The sequence below is a fragment of the Kitasatospora sp. NPDC048296 genome, from assembly GCF_043201815.1.
GTDB lineage: Bacteria > Actinomycetota > Actinomycetes > Streptomycetales > Streptomycetaceae > Kitasatospora.
In genome coordinates, this window is record NZ_JBICZB010000023.1 from 79,428 (window position 1) to 101,040 (window position 21,613).

General features: G+C 72.6%; 19 protein-coding genes. 8 read left to right on the forward strand and 11 right to left on the reverse strand.

What is annotated here, in order from left to right; translation table 11 throughout:
• Nucleotides 1–21: 21 nt before the first annotated feature.
• The 3 genes from ACGF12_RS16310 to ACGF12_RS16320 form a co-directional block, all read right to left on the reverse strand.
• Nucleotides 22–3,447, reverse strand: a complete 3,426-nt coding sequence (locus ACGF12_RS16310; RefSeq protein WP_393029543.1) for an amino acid adenylation domain-containing protein — start codon at nucleotides 3,445–3,447, stop codon at nucleotides 22–24.
• 117 nt (nucleotides 3,448–3,564) lie between these two features.
• Complete coding sequence (locus ACGF12_RS16315; RefSeq protein ID WP_393029546.1) at nucleotides 3,565–5,226, reverse strand: condensation domain-containing protein; 1,662 nt, start codon at nucleotides 5,224–5,226, stop codon at nucleotides 3,565–3,567.
• A gap of 7 nt (nucleotides 5,227–5,233) precedes the next feature.
• Entirely contained in the window at nucleotides 5,234–6,364 is a 1,131-nt protein-coding gene (locus ACGF12_RS16320; protein WP_393029549.1) for a cytochrome P450, read from the reverse strand.
• A 378-nt stretch (nucleotides 6,365–6,742) separates the two neighbouring features.
• Here ACGF12_RS16320 and ACGF12_RS16325 point away from each other — a divergent pair, with 378 nt between their 5' ends.
• The 6 genes from ACGF12_RS16325 to ACGF12_RS16350 all read left to right on the forward strand — a co-directional run bounded on the left by ACGF12_RS16325 (nucleotide 6,743) and on the right by ACGF12_RS16350 (nucleotide 14,179).
• Nucleotides 6,743–7,813 carry an aldo/keto reductase gene (locus tag ACGF12_RS16325; protein WP_393029552.1) on the forward strand — a complete coding sequence of 357 codons (1,071 nt, stop codon included), beginning with the start codon at nucleotides 6,743–6,745 and terminating at the stop codon, nucleotides 7,811–7,813.
• Between the two features lie 82 nt (nucleotides 7,814–7,895).
• Complete coding sequence (locus ACGF12_RS16330) at nucleotides 7,896–8,066, forward strand: hypothetical protein (protein WP_393029555.1); 171 nt, start codon at nucleotides 7,896–7,898, stop codon at nucleotides 8,064–8,066.
• A 31-nt stretch (nucleotides 8,067–8,097) separates the two neighbouring features.
• Complete coding sequence (gene fdxA, locus ACGF12_RS16335) at nucleotides 8,098–8,424, forward strand: ferredoxin (RefSeq protein WP_393029558.1); 327 nt, start codon at nucleotides 8,098–8,100, stop codon at nucleotides 8,422–8,424.
• 30 nt (nucleotides 8,425–8,454) lie between these two features.
• Nucleotides 8,455–9,159: a TetR/AcrR family transcriptional regulator gene (locus ACGF12_RS16340; protein ID WP_393029561.1), complete on the forward strand. Its 705-nt coding sequence runs from the start codon at nucleotides 8,455–8,457 to the stop codon at nucleotides 9,157–9,159.
• A gap of 351 nt (nucleotides 9,160–9,510) precedes the next feature.
• Entirely contained in the window at nucleotides 9,511–13,401 is a 3,891-nt protein-coding gene (locus tag ACGF12_RS16345; protein ID WP_393029564.1) for a type I polyketide synthase, read from the forward strand.
• 127 nt (nucleotides 13,402–13,528) lie between these two features.
• A complete protein-coding gene (locus ACGF12_RS16350) occupies nucleotides 13,529–14,179 on the forward strand; it encodes a TetR/AcrR family transcriptional regulator (RefSeq protein WP_393029567.1) in 651 nt (216 codons plus the stop codon).
• Nucleotides 14,180–14,225: 46 nt separating this feature from the next.
• Here the strand turns inward: ACGF12_RS16350 and ACGF12_RS16355 are convergent, their stop codons facing one another.
• The 8 genes from ACGF12_RS16355 to ACGF12_RS16390 all read right to left on the reverse strand — a co-directional run bounded on the left by ACGF12_RS16355 (nucleotide 14,226) and on the right by ACGF12_RS16390 (nucleotide 20,249).
• Nucleotides 14,226–15,425, reverse strand: a complete 1,200-nt coding sequence (locus ACGF12_RS16355) for an epoxide hydrolase family protein (protein WP_393029569.1) — start codon at nucleotides 15,423–15,425, stop codon at nucleotides 14,226–14,228.
• 63 nt (nucleotides 15,426–15,488) lie between these two features.
• On the reverse strand, nucleotides 15,489–15,938 hold the full coding sequence (locus ACGF12_RS16360) for a nuclear transport factor 2 family protein (protein ID WP_393029571.1): 450 nt from the start codon (nucleotides 15,936–15,938) through the stop codon (nucleotides 15,489–15,491).
• A 152-nt stretch (nucleotides 15,939–16,090) separates the two neighbouring features.
• Nucleotides 16,091–16,951, reverse strand: coding sequence for a DMT family transporter (locus tag ACGF12_RS16365; RefSeq protein ID WP_393029574.1), 861 nt, complete (start codon nucleotides 16,949–16,951; stop codon nucleotides 16,091–16,093).
• A gap of 371 nt (nucleotides 16,952–17,322) precedes the next feature.
• A complete protein-coding gene (locus ACGF12_RS16370; RefSeq protein ID WP_393029577.1) occupies nucleotides 17,323–18,153 on the reverse strand; it encodes an NAD(P)H-binding protein in 831 nt (276 codons plus the stop codon).
• An 11-nt stretch (nucleotides 18,154–18,164) separates the two neighbouring features.
• Nucleotides 18,165–19,031 carry an RNA polymerase sigma factor SigJ gene (gene sigJ / locus ACGF12_RS16375; protein WP_393029580.1) on the reverse strand — a complete coding sequence of 289 codons (867 nt, stop codon included), beginning with the start codon at nucleotides 19,029–19,031 and terminating at the stop codon, nucleotides 18,165–18,167.
• Nucleotides 19,032–19,159: 128 nt separating this feature from the next.
• A complete protein-coding gene (locus ACGF12_RS16380) occupies nucleotides 19,160–19,567 on the reverse strand; it encodes a PIN domain-containing protein (RefSeq protein ID WP_393029583.1) in 408 nt (135 codons plus the stop codon).
• Entirely contained in the window at nucleotides 19,552–19,803 is a 252-nt protein-coding gene (locus ACGF12_RS16385; protein WP_393029586.1) for a type II toxin-antitoxin system Phd/YefM family antitoxin, read from the reverse strand. The genes ACGF12_RS16380 and ACGF12_RS16385 overlap by 16 nt, the downstream gene beginning before the upstream one ends.
• Complete coding sequence (locus tag ACGF12_RS16390) at nucleotides 19,800–20,249, reverse strand: ATP-binding protein (RefSeq protein ID WP_393029588.1); 450 nt, start codon at nucleotides 20,247–20,249, stop codon at nucleotides 19,800–19,802. Before ACGF12_RS16390 ends, ACGF12_RS16385 begins: the two co-directional genes overlap by 4 nt.
• A gap of 163 nt (nucleotides 20,250–20,412) precedes the next feature.
• Here ACGF12_RS16390 and ACGF12_RS16395 point away from each other — a divergent pair, with 163 nt between their 5' ends.
• Nucleotides 20,413–21,225: a Scr1 family TA system antitoxin-like transcriptional regulator gene (locus ACGF12_RS16395; protein WP_393029591.1), complete on the forward strand. Its 813-nt coding sequence runs from the start codon at nucleotides 20,413–20,415 to the stop codon at nucleotides 21,223–21,225.
• A complete protein-coding gene (locus ACGF12_RS16400) occupies nucleotides 21,222–21,422 on the forward strand; it encodes a DUF397 domain-containing protein (RefSeq protein ID WP_393029594.1) in 201 nt (66 codons plus the stop codon). Before ACGF12_RS16395 ends, ACGF12_RS16400 begins: the two co-directional genes overlap by 4 nt.
• Nucleotides 21,423–21,613: the final 191 nt, after the last annotated feature.

Sequence of the window (21,613 nt, forward strand, 5' to 3'; positions counted from 1 at the left end):
TCCTCTCGACGGTGCGGCCGGTCACGCGGTCGCCGCCTTGTCGGCGAGCCCGTGCACTCCGGTCGGGGTGGGGTTGAGCAGGAACTCGCGGAGCTTGAGCGTGACCCCGAGGTCCTGCTTGATCAGGCGGATCAGCTGGACGGCCGCGAGCGAGGTGCCGCCGATCCGGAAGAAGTCGGTGTCGCGGTCGATCGCGGGGATCTCCCGGGTCTGGTTGCCGGCCCGCTTGATCGCCTCGGCGAACAGGGCGGCGACGCGCTCGGTCGGGTCGGCCTCGGCGGCGGCGCCGGGCGCGGCCGCCGGCTGCGGTCGGCCGGTCCGGGCCGGGGCGGCCGCGGCGATGATGGCCTTGCGGTCCACCTTGCCGTTCGCGGTGACCGGCATCCGCTCCAGCAACGCCCACAGCACGGGGACCATGTAGCTGGGCAGCCGCTCGGCGAGCAGGTCGCGCAGCTCGGCGGCGTCGAGGGCCGCGCCCGGTACCGGGACGACGGCCCCGACGATCCGCTTGCCGGCGCTGTCGTCGTCGGTCACCACCACCACGGCGTCCTGGACGCCCGGGTGGGTGGCGAGGACGTCGCTGATCGCGCTGAGCTCGATCCGGTAGCCGCGGATCTTGACCTGGTGGTCGGAACGGCCGAGGAAGGAGATCCGGCCCCGGGTGTCGAGCCGGACGACGTCGCCGGTGCGGTAGAGGCGCTCGGGGACCTCGGTGGAGAAGTGGCCGAAGCGGCGGTCGGTCTCCGCCTCGTTGTGGACGTAGCCGTCGGCCAGGCCCTCGCCCGCGGCATAGAGCTCGCCGACCGCGCCCGGGGGGACCCGCCGGCCGCGCTCGTCGAGGACGTACACCCGGGTGCCGGGGATCGGGCGGCCGATCGGCAGCGGGCCGTCGACGTCCTCGGGGCGGCGCACCGAGTGGGTGGTGGTGAAGGTGGTGTTCTCGGTCGGCCCGTAGCCGTTGGTGATCACCAGGCCGGGGTGGCGGGCCAGCATCCGCGCCGCGTGGTCGTGCGGTACCACGTCGCCGCCGGTGAGCAGCTGGCGCAGCCCGCCGAGGCCGTCCGGCGCGAACTCGGCGACCAGGCGGAAGAGTCCGGCGGTCAGCCAGGCGACGGTGACCTCGCGCTCGACCAGGAAGGCGCCGAGCTCGGAGGGCGAGGGCAGCCCGGCCGGGTGGACCTCCAGGGTCGCGCCGGTCAGCAGCGCGCCCCACAGTTCCAGGGTGGAGGCGTCGAAGGCCAGCGGCGACAGCCGCAGCATCCGCTCGCCCGGGCCGAGGCGGACGTAGTCGACGTCCAGGACGAGCCGCAGGACCCCGCGGTGGGGGACGCTGACGCCCTTGGGCTCGCCGGTGGAGCCGGAGGTGAAGGCGATGTAGGCCTGGCGCGCGGGGTCCGCGGCGGGGTGCGCCGCGTCCGCCGCGGTCTCGGGCCGCCAGGACGGGTCCCAGGCCTCGACGACCGGGATCCCGGTGAGGGCCTCGTGCTCGCGGGCGTGCGCCGGTACCAGTGCGGCGGCGGGGGCGGCCTTGGCGGTGATCTGCCGGGTGTGCGCCGCGGGCAGGCCGAGGTCCACGCCGACGTAGGCGGCGCCGGCCGAGACCACGCCGAGGACGGCGACCGCCTCGGCGACCGAGCGCTCCAGGCCGACCAGGACGGTGTCGCCCGGTACCACGCCGGCCGCGCGCAGCAGCCGGGCCTGTTCGGCGACGGCCGCCGCGAGCTGGGTGTAGGTCAGCTCGGTGTCGCCCTCGCGGACGGCGACGGCGTCGGGGTGGCGCCGGGCGGCGGTGCGGAACGCCTCGTCCAGCGAGGTGGCGGGGACGTCCTGCCCGGTCTCGTTGAGCCGGTCGAGCAGGGTGCGGCGCTCGGGCGCCAGGCAGCGCACCTCCTCCAGGGCGGAGTCGGCGACGGCCAGTTCGGCGACGGCGGTGCGGAAGTCGGCGACGAAGGCCTCGGCCTCGCCGCGGTGCCACACCGCCGTGGCGTACTCGACGTGGCCGGCGTACGCCGGGTCGGCGTGGCCCACCAGCAGGGTGAGGTCGAACTGCGAGCCGCCGCCGTGCCCCTCCTCGACGCGTACGGCCAGGGCGTCGGTGCGCAGCCGCTCCGGCACCAGCTGGTCGTGCATGCCGAAGCAGGCCTGGACCAGCGGGTGGCAGCCGAGGGTGCGCTCGGTGCCGAGGTGGGCGACCAGCTCGTCGAAGGGCAGCTGGCCGGCGTCCATGGCGAGGGCCACCGAGTCGTGGACGGCGCGCAGGTAGTCGGCGGTGTCCGCGTCGTCGTCGACGTCGATCCGCACCGGTACCAGGTTGCCGGCCACGCCGACCAGCCGGGCCAGCTCGCTGGTCTCGCGGCCGAGCATCGGTACGCCGACCAGCAGGCGGCGGGTGCCGGTCCAGCGGCTGAGCGTGAGGCCGAACGCGCCCAGCAGGAAGGCGAACGGGGTCACGCCCAGCTGCCGGGCCCGTCCGGTCACCGCGGCGCTGACCTCGGCACCGAGGTCCAGCGGCAGCCGGTCGCCGGCCGCGTCCTGGATCGCCGGGCGCTGCCGGTCCGCGGGCAACTCCAGCACGCTCGGTACGCCGGCCAGGTGCTCGGTCCAGAAGTTCGCCTGCCGCTCCCACTCGCCGGCCGAGCGCAGCTCCTCCTGGCGCCGGATGAGGGCGTCCAGCGGTACCGCCGGGTCGTGGTCGGCCGCCATGCCGCCCTCCAACTCGCGGTAGTGGTCGAAGAGTTCGCGCAGCAGCAGGCCGACGGCGGTGCCGTCCAGCAGCATGTGGTGGGCGATCAGGGTGACGGCCCGGCCGCCGGCCGGGTTGCCGAAGAAGAGCAGGCGCAGCGCGGGGGCCGCGGCCAGGTCGAAGGGCTCGGCGCCGCGCTCGGCGGACACCCGCCGGACGTACGCGTCGAACTCGTCGGCGGGACCGTCGTGCTCGACGGCGGTCAGCTGCGGCGTGACGCCGTCCAGGATGTGCCGGACCGCCTCGCCGTCGCGCTCCCGGAAGACGGTGCGCAGTCCCTCGTGGCGGCGGGCGGTGCGGTCGAAGGCCTCCTGGAGCAGGCCCTGGTCGAGCTTGCCCTCCTCGACGAAGCAGGTGAAGACCAGGTTGTACGGGGATCCGCCGGTGATGCTCTCGATCAGCCACATCCCGCGCTGGGTGTAGGACAGGGCGTCCGTCGCGGCGGTCCGGTCGGCCCCGTCACCGGTGGCCGCCGGAGCGGGTACGACGGCGGACTCCGCCGCCTCGGCCAGGACCTCGGCCAGCGGCCGGATCCCGAGCAGCTCCCGCATCGCCAGCCGCAGCCCCAGCTCCTCCTGAGCCGTTGCCGCGAGCCGCATCGCGCGCAGTGAGTCCCCGCCGAGCTCGACGAAGCTCAGCGTCCCGAGGTCCGCACCGGCCGGCTGCAGGCCGAGCACGGTGCACGCCATTTCATGAAGCGTCATCAGTTGCTCTCCAATGAGGAAGGGTTGGACGCGGCTCGCGTACCGCCCGGGGCATGTCCGGCGGATCTTGTCGACCCCGGCGAAGACCCGCCGGACATGCCCGGGGCGGGCCCGGGATCAGCGCGCGGCGGCGGCCGCGCGGGCGGCGCCCAGCAGGCGGTCCCGGCTGCTGCCGGCGCCGGCGCCGGCCGGCGAGCCGGCGGTCACCAGCAGCTCGGCGTGGCCGCGTACGGTGCCGGCGCGGAACAGGTCCATGGTCTTCAGGGCCCGGCCGGTGGCCTGGGTGAGGCGCTCCACGAGCATCACCAGCAGCAGCGAGTCGCCGCCGGCCTCGAAGAAGCTCACGTCGTCGCCTACCGAGTCGAGCTTGAGGACCTCCAGCCAGAGCGAACGTACGAGCTCCAGCCGGGCGGCCGGGTCGTCCAGGTCTACGGTCGGGTTCACGGCTACGGTCACGGGTTCCTCCAGGGAGTGGGCGATGACTGCGGCGTTGCGCCGCATGGCGTCGAGAAGTCGGCTGATGTCGGCGGAGTCGAACAGCGCCCGGGTGTAGTCCACGGACAGCTGCAGCCGCCGGCCCCGCGGGGTCTCGTCCACGCGGACGAACAGGGCGAGGTCGTACTTCATGTGGAGGCGGTCGAGCGGCTGGAGCCGGCCCACCGCCCCGTCGCCGAGGACGAGGTCGCGCGGCGACTCGTTGAGGTTCACGAGCACCGCCGACAGCGGCGGCCAGATGACCGCCCGCTCGGGCTTCAGCTCGGCGGTCACGGCGTCCAGCGGGATGTCGGCGTCGATGAACGCCTCCAGGGCGCCGAGCCGGGCGCCGCCGAGGAGTTCGCCCCAGCTGGTGCGGTCCCCGTCGAGGGTGACCCGGAGCATGGTGGTGTTCATGAACATCCCGACCACGTCGGCGATCGCCGGGTCGTCCCGGCCGGGCCAGCCGAAGGCGATGACGAAGTCGCGCTGGTCGCCGATCTGGGCCAGGGTTCCGGTGAGCAGGGCGACCCCGAGGGCGAACGGGGTGCAGCCCGCCCCGGCGGCGGCGTCGAGCAGCGCGCCGGTCAGCTCCTCGTCCAGGTCGATCGCCAGCGTCCCGCCGTCGAGGTCGGGTTCGGCGTCGGCCGGTACGGGGCGGCGGAACGGGAAGTCGACCTCCAGCGGCGCACCGGCGAGGCGCTCGACCACGTCCGGCAGCCGCTCGGCCAGTTCCTCGGGTCCGGGCCCGACGGTGACCTCGCCGGGGTGCGGCGGCACCGGTAGGGCGGGGTCGACGCCCTCGGCCTCGGCGCGGTAGATCTGCTCGATCTCCCGCAGGATCAGCGAGTGGGACCAGCCGTCGCAGACGATGTGGTGCACCGTCAGCACCAGCCGCACGTCCTGCGGGCCGAGGACGATCAGCTCCGCCCGGGCCGGGGCCTCGGCGGACAGGTCGAACGGCGCGTAGCACAGGACGTCGACGAGCTCGGGCAGCTCGGCCTCCGTCCAGCCCTCCGCGGCGGCGTCGATCACGCCGACCCGGGCGGGCTCCAGGTCGGTGCGGAACTCGACGCGTTTGTGCTCCGGGTCGAGCCGGAAGCGCGAGCGCAGCGCCGGGTGCCGGTCGAGGACCTGCTGGACGGCCCGGGCCAGCCGCTGGACGTCGAGCGGGCCGGTGAAGCGGACGACGGTCGGGATCAGGGTGGTGCGGCGCAGCTGCTCCACCCGGTCCAGGACCCACAGGCCCTTCTGCGCCGGGTTGGCCGGGTACCAGCGGTCGTCCGCGGTCTCGGTCGTGCTCATCCCGGGCTCACTTCCGCCGACGGGCCGTGATCGGCACGTACTTGTAGCCGGAGGCGAAGTTCGACACGAGCCGCTCGGGCGTGCCGGCCAGTCGGAAGTCCTGGTAGCCGGCGAGCAGTTCCTCGAAGAGGATCGAGACGGTGACCCGGGCGACGCTGTGGCCCACGCAGTAGTGCGGGCCGATGCCGAAGGCCAGGTGCTTGTTGGGCTTGCGGCGGATGTCGAAGGTGTGCGGGTCGGCGAACACCTCCTCGTCGCGGTTGGCGGCGCCGAGCCAGACCACCACGGCCTCGCCGGCCTTGATCTCGGTGTCCCGTACGACGGTGTCCCGGGTCGCGTAGCGCAGCACGTGGTTGACGGGCGACGCCCAGCGCAGCGCCTCCTCGTAGGCGGTGGCGTGCACCTCCGGGTGAGCCGCCCAGTCGGCGAGCACGTCGCTCTCGGCGAACTCGGCCATGACGAAGGTCGGCGCGTGCGGGGTGGTGACGTTGGCGCCGAGCAGCAGGCTGTAGCAGTTGGAGACGACCTCGGCCGCCGACATCTGCCGGCCTTCGAAGGTGGTCGAGATCAGGGTGCTCAGCAGGTCGTCGCCGAGGTTCTCCCGGCGGTGCCGGGTGAGGTCCTGGAAGTAGCCGAAGAGCTCGCGGTGCGCCTCCGTCAGCGTCGCCTCCTTGCCGTCCGGCCCCTGGAAGTCGGGGTCGTCGGCGGCGATGCAGATGGTGGTGAGGCGGGTGAGCCAGGGCCAGTCCTGCTCGGGCAGGGCCATCATGGTGCCGGTCACCGACATCGGCAGTCCGAGCATGGCCGCGCCGAAGTCGAAGACGCCGCCGTCGCCGAGGGGTTCGAGCAGCTCGCGCACGATCGGGGTGATCATGCTGCGCTGCCGACCGACGGCCTTGCTGGCGAGGGCCTTCTTCAGACGCGCCTGGCGCGGGGTGTGTCGGGGCGGGTCGGTGACGGCGAGCTGCTGGCCGCCGGCCGGGTCGTCCGTGCCGAGGATGTCCAGCAGGGTGCCTCGTTCGGAGGTGAAGGTGGCGGCATCCCGCAGGACCAGGTCGGAGTCGGCGTACTTGACCACCGACCAGAAGCCTCGCTCCGCGTCGACCTGGTGCCACCCGAGCGTCTTCTCGGCGCGCATGCGCTGCCAGATCCGCCAGGCGTCCCCGTCGCTGTAGAGCCTGGGGTCGACCAGGTCCGCTGCCGCGCCGCCGGTGACCGGGCACCGGGATACGGGCGCATCGTGGGTAATGATGGCCGGATTCCTTTCCGGGAGATCAAATATGAACTCATGTCCATCTCGCGGCCCGCAGTCAAACATGGACTCAAGTTCATGTCAATGGGATCCTCGACGGACCGGCGGACGCCCCGGTTCACCGCTCCGCACCAGCTGATGGTCCGTCAGAGCTGTTGCGGGAAAGGGGGGGTCGTGTACCGTCGGGATCCCCCCAACCCCTTGTCACCGCGCCGGCACGCACCCCGGCGCGGCCTCCGCCATGACCGAAAAAGGAGCCGGATCATGCACTACCGCACCCTGGGCGGCAGCGGCATCGAGGTCAGCGCGTACTGCCTCGGCACGATGAACTTCGGGTTCGTCGGCAACCCCGACCACGAGGACTGCGCCCGGATCGTCCACACCGCGCTGGACCACGGGATCAACTTCGTCGACACCGCGGACATGTACTCGGCCGGCGAGTCCGAGACCGTCGTCGGCAAGGCCCTGCGGGGCCGGCGCGACGAGGTCGTGCTGGCCACCAAGTTCCACTTCCAGATGGGCGAGGGCCGCAACCGCAGCGGCAACTCGCGCCGCTGGATCGTGCAGGCCGTCGAGGAGAGCCTGCGGCGGCTGCGGACCGACTGGATCGACCTCTACCAGGTCCACCGCCCGGACCGCTCGACCGACCTGGAGGAGACCCTCGCCGCCCTGAGCGATCTGGTCAGGGCCGGGAAGATCCGCACCTACGGCCTGTCCACCTACCCGGCCGAGGACCTCGTCGAGGCGCACCACCTCGCCGAGCGCCGCGGCCTGCTGCGCCCGCGCACCGAGCAGCCGCCCTACTCGCTGCTGGCCCGCGGCGCCGAGGCCGCGGTGCTGCCGACCTGCCAGCGGCTCGGCATGGGCGTGCTGACCTGGAGCCCGCTCGCCTTCGGCTTCCTCTCCGGCACCTACCGGCAGGGCCGCCCGGTGGACCTCACCCAGGGCCGCGCCGCCGTCGTGCCGAGCCGCTTCGACCCGAGCATCCCGGGCAACGTCCGCAAGCTGGAGGCCGTCGAGCGCTTCACCGAACTGGCGGACGAGCTGGGCTGCACCCTGCCCGAGCTGAGCATGGCCTTCGTGACGGCGCACCCCGGCGTGACCTCGGCGATCATCGGCCCGCGCACCATGGAGCAGCTGGAGGCGACGATCAAGGGCGCCTCGCTGCTGCTCGACGACGCCGCGATGGACCGGATCGACGAGATCGTCCCGCCCGGCGTCAACCTGTACGACCCGAACGCCTCCTGGCCGCCGCCGGCCATCGCCGAGGCCGCCCTGCGTCGTCGTCCGCTCGCCGGGCGCAGCGCCGCGCCGTCCGCCGTACCGACCCATTGACATGAACTTGAGTCCATGTTTGCCTGATGGAGAACAAATGGACTGAAGTTCAAGTTCTACATACTGTCAGCTGGAGGCTGCCATGTCCCACCCTCACCAGCCGCAGGAGCGACCCGAGGTCCCGCGCGGCGAGATGGCCCGACTGGAGAGCTACGAGCACAGGACGGTTCCGACCGGCGGATCCACCGGCGGCGGGCACGCGCCCGACGGGATCGGCAGCAGCGGCGACGCCCCGTACCTGCGCGGTCTCTAGCCCGACATCCCTTCACGAGGAGGAACAGCACGTGGCCTATGTGATCGCGCAGCCCTGCGTGGACGTCAAGGACAAGGCGTGCATCGAGGAATGCCCCGTCGACTGCATCTACGAGGGCGCCCGCTCGATGTACATCCACCCCGACGAGTGCGTGGACTGCGGCGCCTGCGAGCCCGTCTGCCCGGTTGAGGCGATCTTCTACGACGACGACCTCCCGGACGAGTGGGAGGACTACCGGAAGTCGAACACCGGCTTCTTCGACGAACTCGGCTCGCCCGGCGGCGCCTCCAAGCTCGGCACCCTGGAGCGCGACCACGAGTTCATCGGCGGACTGCCGCCGCAGAACCGGACACACTGACCGACCGACGGCCCGGAGCGGAGACGGACCATGGATGCGCACGGCGAAGTGCCGACCCCGGCCGCGACGCGACGAGACCGCAACCGGCAGCGGGTCAAGGAGCGGGTCTACGCCTCGGCGATGACCCTGATCAGCCAGAAGGGCTACGCGGGCGCCTCCGTGGAGGAGATCGCGGAGCACGCCGACGTGGCGCGCGGCACCTTCTTCAACCACTTCCCGCGCAAGGAGGCCCTGATCAACGCCTGGGCCGAGGCGCGACGGGAGAGGCTGATGCAGCGGCTCGAAGAGGTGGGGCTCGAACAGGCGGGGCTGGAACAGCGGCGGCCCGGGCAAGGGCCGGCGGACCGGCCCGGCTCGGCCGAGGGCCTGCGGCAGTGCCTCGCCGTCCTCGGCGCCCTCAACGAGGAGGAGCCCGAGCTCAGCCGGGCGATGCTCACCGCCTGGGTGCGCACCGGACGGCCGTTGGAGGAGGAGCCCTACCTGGGCGCGATCCTCGCGGAGCTGGTCGAGACCGGCCGCGCCCGGGGGGAGATCGCCACCGGGCTCAGCTCGGAGCAGGTCGGCGAAGCGCTGCGCGACCTCTACCTGGGTGCGCTCTACCGGTGGACCCGGCGGGCGGCCCGGGGGGAGGATCCGGGCCGGCTCACCGGCGAGCTGGTGTCCGTGCTGGACCTGGTCCTGCACGGCCTGGCCGCGCGGGAGCGCCCCGCCGGCACGGGACACTCACCGAACTGAGGCGGACCGGGACCGACCGAACCCGGCCGAACCCGACAGCCGGGAACCACCCCGCCCGTGAAAGGCCGCCCGGGACGACGGAACACCGTCGCCCCGGGCGGCCTTTCCTGCTTTTCCGGCACCCTTCGGCACCGTCCGGGCAAGCGGCCCGATCACCCCGACAAGTGCCGAAATCCCCGCCCCTCGGGGCACTTCCGCCGACACCACCCCGGTCTTTCGTTGGACTCAAAGTCCAGCGGTAGAACCCTAGGAACAAACTTGAGTCCCGGTGTAAGTTTGGATCCCGCTAGCCCCAGAGCCGCGCACGGTCATGCACGCCATAGGTCTACGTCTACCGAGATTGGGCCATCCATGGAGCACGCACACCAGCACCCCCGTCCCGAAGTCGCCGTCGTGGGCATGGGGTGTCGGTTCCCAGGCGCGGACGGACCGCAACGGTTCTGGGAGAACCTGATCGCCCAGCAGGACTCGATCACCGCGGTGCCCGCGGAACGGTTCGACATCACGGCCGACTACGACCCCACCCCCGGCGTCCCCGGCCGGACCGCCTCCCGGCACGGCGGCTTCGTCACCGACCCGTTCTCCTTCGACTACGGGTTCTTCAACATCTCCCCCGCCGAGGCCCGGGCCATCGACCCCCAGCAGCGCCTGCTGCTGCACGCCACCTGGGAGGCCTTCGAGGACGCCGGCATCCGCCCGTCCACCCTGGCCGGCACCCACGCCGGCGTGTTCATCGGCCAGGCCACCGCCGAGTACTCGGAGGCCACCCGCTCCACCACCGGCCCGAACGTCCGCGACGTGGCCGGCAGCCGGCTGCGCGCCGTCACCGCCGGGCGGCTCTCCTTCGCCTTCGACCTCTTCGGCCCCAGCGTGGTGCTCGACACCGCCTGCTCCTCCTCCCTGGTCGCGGTGCACCAGGCCCGGCAGAGCCTGCTCGCCGGGGAGTGCGACCTCGCCCTCGCCGGCGGCGTCAACTTCGTCCTCTCCCCCCACGACGCCATCGCCTACTCCCAGGGCAGCATGCTGTCGCCCGGTGGCCGCTGCCGCTTCGGCGACGCCCGGGCCGACGGCTTCGTCCGCAGCGACGGCGTCGGCGTCATCGTGCTCAAACGGCTCGCGGACGCCGAACGGGACGGCGACCGCATCCTGGCCACCCTGCTCGGCAGCGCCGTCACCAACGACGGCCGGGGCAGCGGACTCCTGCTGCAGCCCGCGATCAGCGGCCAGGTCGACATGCTGCGCACCGCCTGCCGCTCGGCCGGCGTCTCCCCGCAGGACCTCGACTACGTGGAGGCCCACGGCACCGGCACCTCGGTCGGCGACGCGGTCGAACTCCAGGCGCTCGCCACCGCCACCGCCCGCCCGCTCCGGCGCCCGCTGCTGACCGGCTCGGTGAAGACCAACATCGGCCACGCCGAGTCCGCGGCCGGCATAGCCGGGCTGATCAAGGCCGTCCTGATCGCCCGACACGGTGTCATCCCCGCTTCCCTGCACTGCGCGGAGCCGAACCCGGTGATCGAGCGCGAGGAGCTCGGCGTCACCGTCGTCACCCGCAACACCCCGCTGCCCCGGACCGCCGACCGGGCGCTGCTCGGCGTCAGCTCCTTCGGCATCTCGGGCACCAACGCCCATGTGGTGATCGGCGAGTACGTCCCCGTCCCGGCCGAACCCGCCGCCCTGGCCGCCGAACCGCCGAGCCGCGGCACCGCCGAACAGCTGCTGGTGCTCAGCGCCCGCTCGGCCCGCTCGCTGAACCGGCTGGCCGAGGCCTACGCGACCCACCTGACGGACGGCCCCGGCCGCGAGCTCCCGCTCGCCGAACTCTGCGCGGCCGCCGCCCTGCGCCGGGACGCCCACCCCTACCGGCTGTGGGTCCGCGGCGACAGCCACGAGGTGGTCGCCGAGCGCCTGCGGGCGCTGGCCGCCGGGAAGTCCGTCCCCGAGGGCGGCACCGCCGAGGCGGGCTTCGGCGAACCCCGCCGGCTGGCCTTCGTCTTCCCCGGCCAGGGCGCCCAGTGGCCCGGCATGGGCCGCCGGCTGCTGGAGACCTCCCCGGCCTTCCGGGAGAAGCTGCTGGAGTGCGACGCCGCGATCGGCCTGGAGCTCGGCTGGTCGGTGGTCGACCTGCTCACCCACGTCGAGGAGTTCCCCACCGACATGGACAAGGTCCAGCCCTCGCTGTGGGCGGTCGGCGTCGCCCTGGACGCCGCCCTGCGCGAGGCCGGCCTGAGCCCGGACGTCTGCGTGGGCCACAGCATGGGCGAGGTCGCCGCCGCCCAGAGCGCCGGGGCGCTCGGGCTGCGCGACGCCGCCGCGGTGATCTGCCGCCGCAGCCGGCTGATGCGCCGACTCGCCGGGCGTGGCGCCATGCTCGCGGTAGAGCTCTCCGCCGAGGGCGCCGAGGAACTCCTCGCCTCCGACCGGGAGTTCGCCGCGGTGTGCGTCGCGGCGCAGAACTCCCCGTCGTCCACCGTGCTGGCCGGCCCGCCGACCGCGCTGGCCGAGATCGCGAGGCGTCTGGAGGGCGTCGGGGTGCTCTGCCGTCTGGTCAAGGTCGAGGTGGCCTCGCACTCCCCCGACATGGACCTGATCGGGGCGGAGCTGCTCGCCGCCCTGGACGGCCTGGCACCGCGCCCGGCCCGGACCGCCCTGATGTCCAGCGTGACCGCCGCCCCCACCACCGGCGCGGAACTCGACCCGCGCTACTGGCTGGACAACCTGCGCCGCCCGGTCCGCTTCGTCGAGGCCGTGCAGCACCTGGCCAAGACCGACACCGTGTTCCTGGAGGTCAGCCCGCACCCGGTGCTGACCACGGCGATCGACGAGACGGTCACCGCGGGCGGCGCCGAGCCCGCCGCCGTCCCCACCCTGCGGCGCGGCGGCGACGAGGCGGTCCTGCTGCTGGAGGCGGTGGGCCGGGCGTTCACCCGGGGCGCCGCCGTCGACTGGTCGCGCTGGTACGGCTTCGAGCCCCCGGTGGTGCCGCTGCCCGCCTACCCCTGGGACGCCACCCGGCTGCGCCAGAGCGCCGCGACGCAGGCCACCGCACCGGCCGCCGCGTCCGCGCCGCCGGTGCGCGAATTCCGGCTGGACGCCTGGGGCCTGCCCGCCGTCGGCGCCGGGGTGGGGGTGAGCGGGGCGGAGCCGGTCTTCCCCTCCGTCTACCTGGAGGCCGCGTTCGCCGCCGCGCGCGAGGCCGCGCCCGGGCAGCACTTCACCCTGGCCGGGGTGCGCCTGGGCGACGCCGCGCTCACCCTCGCCGACGTCCCCACCGCCGTGCTGCTCGTCACCGTGGACGCGCCCGGTCCGGACGGCGCCCGCGCGGTCCGGGTCGAGGCCCGCCGCGGCCACGGCGCCGGCCCGGAACTCTGCGCGCTCGGCCGCCTGGAGCCCACCACCGCGTGCGCCGCTCCCGACCGGCGGGAGCTGCTGGAGACCAGCCTGGCCCGCCACCGCGAGTACCTGTCCGCCGACGCCCTGTATGCGGGCGCCGCCGAACGCGGCTTCGAGGTCGGCACGGGACTGCGGACGGTCGAGCACGCCTGGCGGCGCGGCGGACGAGTCGTCGCCCGGGTGCGCCGCGCCGGCGCCTCGACCGCCGTCGGCTACGAGGCGGGGCTGCTGGCCATGCTCGCCGGCTACCCGGCGGGCGCCGGCTACGTGCCCGCCGGCTTCGGCGCCGTCCGCCGCCACGCCGAACTCGCCGACGAGTACTGGACCCTGTGCCGCGTCACGCCCGGCCCGGGCGGCCGACGGGCCCGGGGCGACGTCCTCCTGCTCGCCACCGACGGCTCGGTGCTCGCCGAGTTCCTCGACATCGAGCTGGTCGCCCTCGCCGCGCCGGCGGCCGGCGTCCGCGGCCGGCTGGCCGGGGCCCTGGCCCGGCGGCGCCCCGCCGTACCGGCGGCCCGGTCGCTGGCCCGCCCCCGGCCGGTGCCGGTGGACGCCCGTCCGGTCCCGGTGCCGGTGAACGCCGAGCCGGTCCTGGCGGCCGTGGCCGCCGAGCCGGCGCCCGAACCCGCGCGCGCCGCGACGGACGCGCTGCTCCAGCGGGTGTCCCGGCTGCTCGACCTGCCCGAGGCGGCGATCGACCGCCGCCGCTCGCTGCGCGACCTGGGACTGGACTCGCTGATGGCCGCGCAGCTGCGGGCGCAGGTCCGCTCGGACTGCGGGCTGGACCTCACCGCGGGACGCCTGCTCGGTTCGGAGAGCCTCAACGGCCTGCTGGCGGCCATAGGCTGAAAAGTTCGACAGCTATCAAAGCTCTTAATGGAGGACAATTTCAACTACGAATCATAGTTAAACTGTGGTGCACCAAGTCGGGGAGGAGTGGGCCCTCCCCGACAGCCACCATTGATCGGAGAGCCCGTTGAACTCCACGGGAGCTGAAGCCGCGCCGGAGGCGGCGCCACTCGGGCGCCGCGAGCGCAACAAGCTACGGGTCAGGGAGCGCCTCTACACGGCCGCCCTCACGCTGTTCACCGAACAGGGCTACGACGAGACCTCGATCGACGAGATCGCGGAACGCGCCGACGTCGCGCGCGGCACCTTCTTCAACTACTTCCAGCGCAAGGAGGACCTGCTCGGGACGTGGGGCGAGAAGCGCCGCGACAAGCTGCGCGGCTCCCTCGCCGCGGACGCCCTGGGCACCGGCACCACCCGGACCCGGCTGCAGCGCTGCATGCGCGCCCTCGGGAAGATGAACGAGGAGGACCAGAAGGAGACCGGGGCCATGCTGATGGCCTGGGTCCGGGCCGGCCGGCCGCTCCTGGAGGAGCCCTACCTCGCCGAGCTCTTCTCCGAGCTGGTCGCCGACGGCGTACGGCGCGGCGAGTTCCGCGAGGGGACGCGCCCCGACCAGGTCGGCAACGCGCTGCGCGACCTCTACCTCGGCACGCTGTACCGCTGGTGCATGAACCCCGGCCGCAAGGGCGCACTCACCAAGGAACTGCTCGCCGTCCTCGACCTGCTGCTGTACGGGGTCTTCGCGGAGCCCGACGCCGGCGCCACCCGGGCCTGAGCGGCGCCGCCTCCCCGCAGGGGCTGGAGGCGGCGCACCGCTGCGGCTAGGCGCCCGCCGGGCGCAGCCGCCCGAAGAAGGCCCGGATGTCGGCGGCCAGCAGGTCCGGCTCCTCCATCGCGGCGAAGTGACCGCCCCGGTCCAGCTCCGTCCAGCGCACGATGTTGTTGGTCCGCTCCGCGATGTGCCGCAGGACCAGGAAGTTCTCCTCCGGGAACAGCGCCACGGCGGTCGGGGCGGTCGACGGCTCGGCCGGCCGGCCCCAGTAGTCGGCGTGGGTGCGCTCGTAGTAGAGCCGGGCCGAGGACCCGGCCGTCCCGGTGAGCCAGTAGAGCATCACGTTGGTGAGCAGCTGGTCCCGGCCGACGGCGTCCTCGGGGCGTTCCGCCGAGTCCGTCCACTCCTTGAACTTCTCGGCGATCCAGGCCAGTTGACCGACCGGCGAGTCGGTGAGGCCGTACGCGAGGGTCTGCGGCCGGGTGGTCTGGATGTCCGCGTAGCCCTTGCGCTCCCGGTTCCACTCGCGCATCCGCTCCCAGGAGGCCAGCGTCCGCGCCCGTTCCGGCGCGGAGAGCCCGGCGAGCTCCTCCTCGGTGGGCTCGCTCTCCGCCGCACCCCCCGGGATCAGGTTCAGGTGCACCCCGATCACCCGCTCGGGGTGCACCCGGCCGAGCTCCCGCGAGATCGCGGAGCCCCAGTCGCCGCCCTGCACCCCGTACGAGTCGTAGCCCAGCCGTCGCATCAGCTCGGCGAAGGCCGCCGCCACCCGCCGGTACTCCCAGCCGGCCTCCCGGGTCGGACCGGAGAAGCCGAAACCGGGCAGGCTCGGGATCACCAGGTGGAAGGCCGGCGAGGGGCCCGCCCCGTGCGCCCGGGGGTCGGTGAGCGGTCCGATGAGCTCGGCGAACTCGACGATCGAACCGGGCCAGCCGTGCGACAGCAGCAGCGGCACCGCGTCCGGCTCCGGCGAACGGACGTGCAGGAAGTGGATGTTGGCGCCGTCGATCGTCGTGGTGAACTGCGGCCACTGGTTGAGCCGCGCCTCGGCGGCCCGCCAGTCGTACTCGTGTCGCCAGTAGCCGGCCAGCTCCATCAGGTAGTCGCGCGGGATCCCGTAGGCCCAGCCGACCCCCGGCAACTCGTCCGGCCAGCGCGTGCGGTCGAGGCGCTGGCGCAGGTCCTCCAGGTCGCTCTCCGGAACGGCGATGCGGAACGGGTGGATGCCTTCATCGGGCGGCGTCGTCATATCCACTGATCGTAGTCGCCCGAACACGCTCAAGATCACGGAACGGCGCCATCCGACCGACCGTCAGCCCCGCTCCTCCAGCCGCGCCACCACGGCGGCCAGCCGCCCCATGGCACGGGCCACGCCCAGGCCGTCCATGTAGTCCCGGACGTGCACCAGCCGGCCGTCCCGGACCCGCAGCACGAGCAGCCCCGGCAGGCTGAACGGCCTGCCGGTAGCGGCATCGGTACCGATCACGCACTGCTCGACGGTGAGCACCTCGGGATCGGCGCTCGGGTGGACGGCGACCTCCCGGATCTCCTGCGGCCGCGCGGTGCTCGCACCCCAGGCCGCCCGGTACCCGGCCCGCACCTCCTCGCGCCCCCGGTACCGCTCGGGCATCCCCGGGAACAGGAACGGGAACTCGTGCACCCCGTCCTCGGCGTACAGCTCGGCCAGCGCATCGGCGTCGAGGTCGAGCATGGCCCGACGGTAGCGGGCGAGCACCTCCAACGGACCCGCGAACTCCTCCATGACCAGTCCCCCGTCCTGAACAAGCGGGAACGCCAGGAGCCCTGCACCACGAGCGACGCGGCCCCCGACGATCACACGATCACCTCACCCTAGCTGCCGGGCAGTTGCTGCGCAGGAAGTCGACCGGGCCGACTTCCTGCGCAGCAACTGAGCTACCGCCGACCGGGGAGCGTCAGGAACGCCAGCCCGCCCGCGAGCACCGCGAGCCCGCACCAGGACACCGCCGGCAGCCGCTCCCCCAACGCCGCGACGCCGAGGACGGCGGCGACGGCCGGTTCGGCCAGGGTCAGCGTGGTAGCGGTCTGGGGCGAGGTGTGGCGCAGGCCGTGGCCGAAGAGCCGGTAGGCGAGGAAGGTGGTGATCACCCCGAGGTGCAGCACGACGCCCGCCCCGCGTTCCGAGAGCAGCCAGCCCACCGGGCCGAGCGCGAGCACGGGCAGCACCAGCAGCGCCGCCCCGCCGAACATCGCGCCCATCACCCCGGCGGAGGGGTGCCCGGCCGCGATCAGCCGCCCGGCAATCAGCGAGTACACCGCGTACGAGAGCCCCGAGAGCGCCGCCAGCAGCACTCCGACGGGGTCCACCGCCGCACCGCCACCGGCGAGTTCGGGCCCGAGCACCAGCACCCCGCAGCCGAGCACGGCCAGCGCCGTGGCCCCGGCCCAGCGCCCGCCGGGTCGGCCCTGCCGGGCGAGCCAGCCGAGCAGCCCGGTGAACACCGGCGCGCTTCCCAGGGCGATCACGGTGGCCACCGCCACCCCGGTGCGGGTCACCGCCGGGTAGAAGGTGAGCGGGTACCCCGTCACCGCGACGGCCCCCACCGCCAGCAGCCACCGCTCACGCGTGCCGCACCGCCGGGGCAGCGACCAGGCGGCGCGGTCGGTGAGGAACAGCAGCAGCCCGCCGAGCACCAGCGCGGCGGAGCCGATCCCGGTCGCCGGGGCGCCGGCGGGCGCCAGCGAGCTGGCCGTCCCGGTGGTGCCCCACAACAGGGCGGTGGCCAGGATCGGCACCGGCCCGTCGATCAACCGGACAGGGCGAACGGCAGGGGTCGGGCGAGTACGAGCAGGCGCAGACAAACGATTCGGCACAGTCATGAACTTCCGTCGTCGAAGACCGTCAGAGGAACTGGTTCCGAGAACGGACGCACGCCACCACCCCACACCGGCCGAAGAAGGGCCGAGCCGGGGTTCCAGGGATCAAGCCACCGAAGCGCGCGCCCGATCAGGCGCTGAGCGGTGGCAGCACGGCGTGCCAGTAGAGCTTCACCCGGCCGATGCTACCGGGCGCGAATTCGTTCGTCATCACAACGATCAAGGAGAGGACGACGCATGAGGCGCGCAGGAAGTCGGCCGGGCCGACTTCCTGCGCAGCCCGCTCCGTCTCAGCCCCTGAAGGCCCCGGCGTGGTCAGCGGCCCACTGCGCGTAGCTGCGGGCCGGGCGGCCGAGGATCCGCTCGACCTCGCCGCTCGGTAGCTGCGGCACCTGCCTGCCGTACCGCGCCATCAGCGCCGCGACGAACGGCTCCGCGAACCCGCGCGCGATCATGCCCTGCCGCGCCGCCTCCGCCGGCACCTCCTGGAAGCGCAGCGGGCGGTCGAGCACCGAGCCGAGGACGGCCACCGCCTCCGCGTGGCTCACCGCCTCCGGTCCGGTCAACTCGACCTTCCGCCCCAACAGTTCGTCGGCGAGCAGGGCACGGACGGCGACCTCGGCGAGGTCCCGCTCGTCGACCAGCGCCTCCCGGAAGTCCGCGCACGGGTAGCGCACCACGTCCCCGGCCCGGAGCTGCGGGCCCCAGGCACGGAGCGTGTTGCTCGCGAAGGAGGCGGCCCGCAGGCTGGTCCACTCCAGGCCGCTGGCGACGGCGGCCGCCTCGACCTCCTTGTTGCGGTCCCCGTTGTGGCGGGAGGGCTGTTCGTCCAGCGGGTCGTCCACGTTGACGGCCGAGAGCGCCACCACCCGGCGGACGCCCTGTTCCTGGGCGAGCGCGAGGAGTTCGGCGGCGTGTTCACCAATGACCCGGGGGTTCAGGAACACGGCGGTCACGCCCTTGAGCGCCGAGGACAGGTTGCCCGCCACCACCTCGGCACCGGACGGCAGAGCGGCCACGTCGGGCTGCCGGGTGACGGCTCGGACCTCGGCGCCCTGGGCGAGCAGGAGGTCGACCAGCAGGCGGCCGACGGTTCCGGTGGCTCCGGTGACCAGGATCATCGGGATTCCCTTCATGAGATGTGGGAGAGCTTGTCGGGATTCGTGACGAAGTAGATGCCGCTCACCCGGCCGTTGTCCGGGTCCAGGTCGAGCGTCAGCACGGCGTACGGCGAGTCGCCCGCGAACAGCAGCGCCGACGGGCCGCCGTTGACCGGCCGGTAGCGGACGTCCAGTTGGCGCGGGGCCCGGTTGATGCCGCCCACCAGCAGCGCCGCGACAGCATCCCGGCCGTGGACCGGACGCGGACCGGCGGCGGGGGCCTTGCCGCCGCCGTCGGCCCACAGCGTCACGTCGGGTGCGAGCAGTTCGAGCAGCCCGTTGAGATCGCCACCAGTCACGGCAGCGGTGAAACGTTCGGTCGCCTCCTGCTGGAGCCGCCGATCGGCCGGGTAGCGGGGGCGCCGGGCGTGGACGTGCTCGCGGGCCCTGTGAGCGACCTGCCGCACGGCCGCCGGTGTGCGGTCGAGCATGGCCGCGATCTCGGTGTGGGCATAGCCGAACACCTCGTGCAGCAGGAACACCGCGCGCTCCAGCGGGGTGAGCGTCTCCAGCACGACCAGCAGCGCCACCGACACCGAATCGTCGGAGGGCTCGGGAGCGTCGACGAGCGGCTCCGGCAGCCACGGACCGATGTACGACTCCCGTCGCCGGGCGATCGCGGAACGGCGGGCCAGCGCCTTGTTCACCGCGATCCGCACCAGGTACGCGCGCGGGCTCTCGATGGCGTCGCCGCCCCGGTGCGCCCAGGCGAGCCAGGTCTCCTGAAGCACGTCCTCGGTGTCGGCGACGCCGCCGAGCATGCTGTAGACCATGGAGAACAGCAACTCGCGGTGCTCCAGGAACACTTGCGTGGCGGCATCTGCCGGGGAAGGTGTCACTCGGGCCTCCTGTTCGCGGTCGCATCCTGAGAGTGCGATCGGGCCCGGAGTGTGACATCCGGGCGGAGACAAGTGACCGCCGTCACGGCAAGAGCGCAGGAAGTCGACGGGATCGACTTCCTGCGCTCTCAGTTGGGCGATCCGAGAACGATTGCCTGGAGCCCGGGCAGGTCCGCGAATCCGGCGGAACCGTGGGTGGTGACCACCGTCCGGGCGGTGGCCAAGGCTGTGGCCGCAATGATCAGGTCGTGAGCCCCGCGCGGCTTGCCCTGCCTCCGCACGTGCGCCATCAGCCTGGCATGGATGCGGGCCGTGTCCGGCGTGTAGTGCTCGACGGGAACAACGGCGAGGACCGCATCCACGAAGGCCTGCCGGCGAAGACGGCGGGCATCGTCGGCCAGTTCCACTCCGAGGTGCAGTTCGGCGGCCGTGATCGCGGCAATCGCCACGTCATCGTCGGGGTCGAACAGCTCACCGGCACCAGTGCGCTCTGCCCGGATCAGGACGCCGGTGTCGAGGATCAATCGGCGGGCCACTCAGCCACCTTGTCATCGAGCAGGGAGCGAACGGACGCCACATCCGCCGCGAAGTCCTCATCCGGCCCGAACCGCCGGAGAACGTCATTGAGCGCGGCACCGTTTCCCGAGGGCGCCGGTCCGATCACCGCGATCCGCCGGCCACCCCGGGTGACGATGATCGTCTCACCGTGCTCCGCCGAGTCCAACACGGCGGCGAAGCTTCTCGAAGCGTCTGTTGCAGTCATCAGCCTCATGGAATCAGATTATCTGAGACCAGGCAGGCCGGCGAGGGGAGGGCGAGGGTGAACCACACGGTCTTGCCGATGTAGCCCTCGCCGCGCGGGCGGGCGCCCCAGGAGGTGGCGAGGGCGGCGACGAGTTCGAGGCCGCGACCGGACTCGTCGTCGGGGGCGGCGTGACGGGGGACGGGGAGTTCGTCGCTGGTGTCGGAGACCTCGACGCGGAGGGTGGAGTGGGTGGGGAGGAGCAGGCGGACGCCGATGAGGCGGTCGCGCGGGGCCCGGGCGTGGTGGCAGGCGTTGGTGACGAGTTCACTGAGGAGGAGCAGGGCGATCTCGGTGGACTCGACGTCGATCTGCCAGTCGAAGGCCTGCCGGAGGAGCCGGATCCGGGCGCGGCTCGCGCTGCGGGGGTGGCGAGGGAGCATCCACTCGACGGCGTCGGCGGGCTGAGTGATCATCAGAGTCCTTGAGGGGGAGGTAAGGACGGCTTCACTCACAAGGACTGAGTTCGGCCATTTCACCCTTCAAGGGTCGGTAGGCGGGCATAGCCTCGGGAGTCACACCGGTGGTACGCGAGAGCTTGAACCGCCCCTTGACCAGGGCAGGGAGGGGTGCGGGGCCGTGAGCACGCCGAAGCAGAACCCGATGTCGTGGAAGTACTGCGGCAATCAGGTCAAGCGGTGGCGCGAACGGGCGGGCGTGACCAGGGAACAGCTGAGTCAGGCGGCCCACTACGACATCGAGAGCGTGCGGTCGATGGAGGCGGGGAGGCGGAAGCCGTCGCTCAAGTTGCTTCAGGCAGCGGATGAGCTGTGTGACGCAAAGGGAATGATCGTGGGGGCGGCGGACTACCTGGCGCCCGAGAAGTTCTCGTCATACTCGCGGGGATACACAGACGCCGAGCGCGAGGCGATCGCGTTCCACGCATACTCGGCTCTACTGATCCCAGGCCTCCTCCAGACAGAGGAGTACGCCCGCGAGACAATCAGCAACTCATATCCGCCGCTGGACGACGAGACGGTCGCCGCCCGCGTCGCCGGTCGGATGCAACGACAGGAGCGGCTACGCAGCCGCCCAACCGTCTTTCACGGCTTCGTGATCCACGAGGCGGCACTCAAAGCGACTGTCGGCACCAAGGGCCTTATGAAACGGCAGCTCAACCACCTGCTCGACGTCGGCGAGCTTCGCAACGTCTCCATCCAAGCGCTGCCGATCGATCGGGCCGCCTACGCAGCACTCAACGGCCCCATGATCCTGCTGGAGACCCCCGAGCATGAACAACTTGCTTATGTCGAGGGGCAGAACACCGGGATCCTGCACTCCGAACCTGAGCGAGTGAACCTTCTGGCGCAACGCCATGGCATGATCCGCACGCAGGCCCTCAGCATTGAGGAGTCGAAGGCCTTCATCAGACGGATGGCGGAAGAGCTATGAGCGCAATGCTTCAGTGGTTCAAGTCGAGTTACAGCACCACGGACGGCGGCGAGTGCATCGAAGTGGCCCCCTGCCCCTCCGCTATCCACGTCCGCGACTCCAAGGACAAGGCCGGCCCCACCCTCACCTTCTCCCCCGAAGCGTGGGCCGCCTTCGTCTCCTTCGCCCCCGAAGCTCAAGCGGCGCCGGTCGAGTGACCCCTTAGTTGAACGGGTGGGTAACCACCTTCCAACCACCCCTGCACGCAGCAGATATGACTTATCGTCACGACTACGCCACAGCCGGTTCCTCCGTGTAGCGTGCGCAGCAACGAAACAACCCCCGCCGGTGCTACCAACACCGAACGGGGGTCTGACCGGCACGATCGAATGAGAGCTCGATCCTGTGG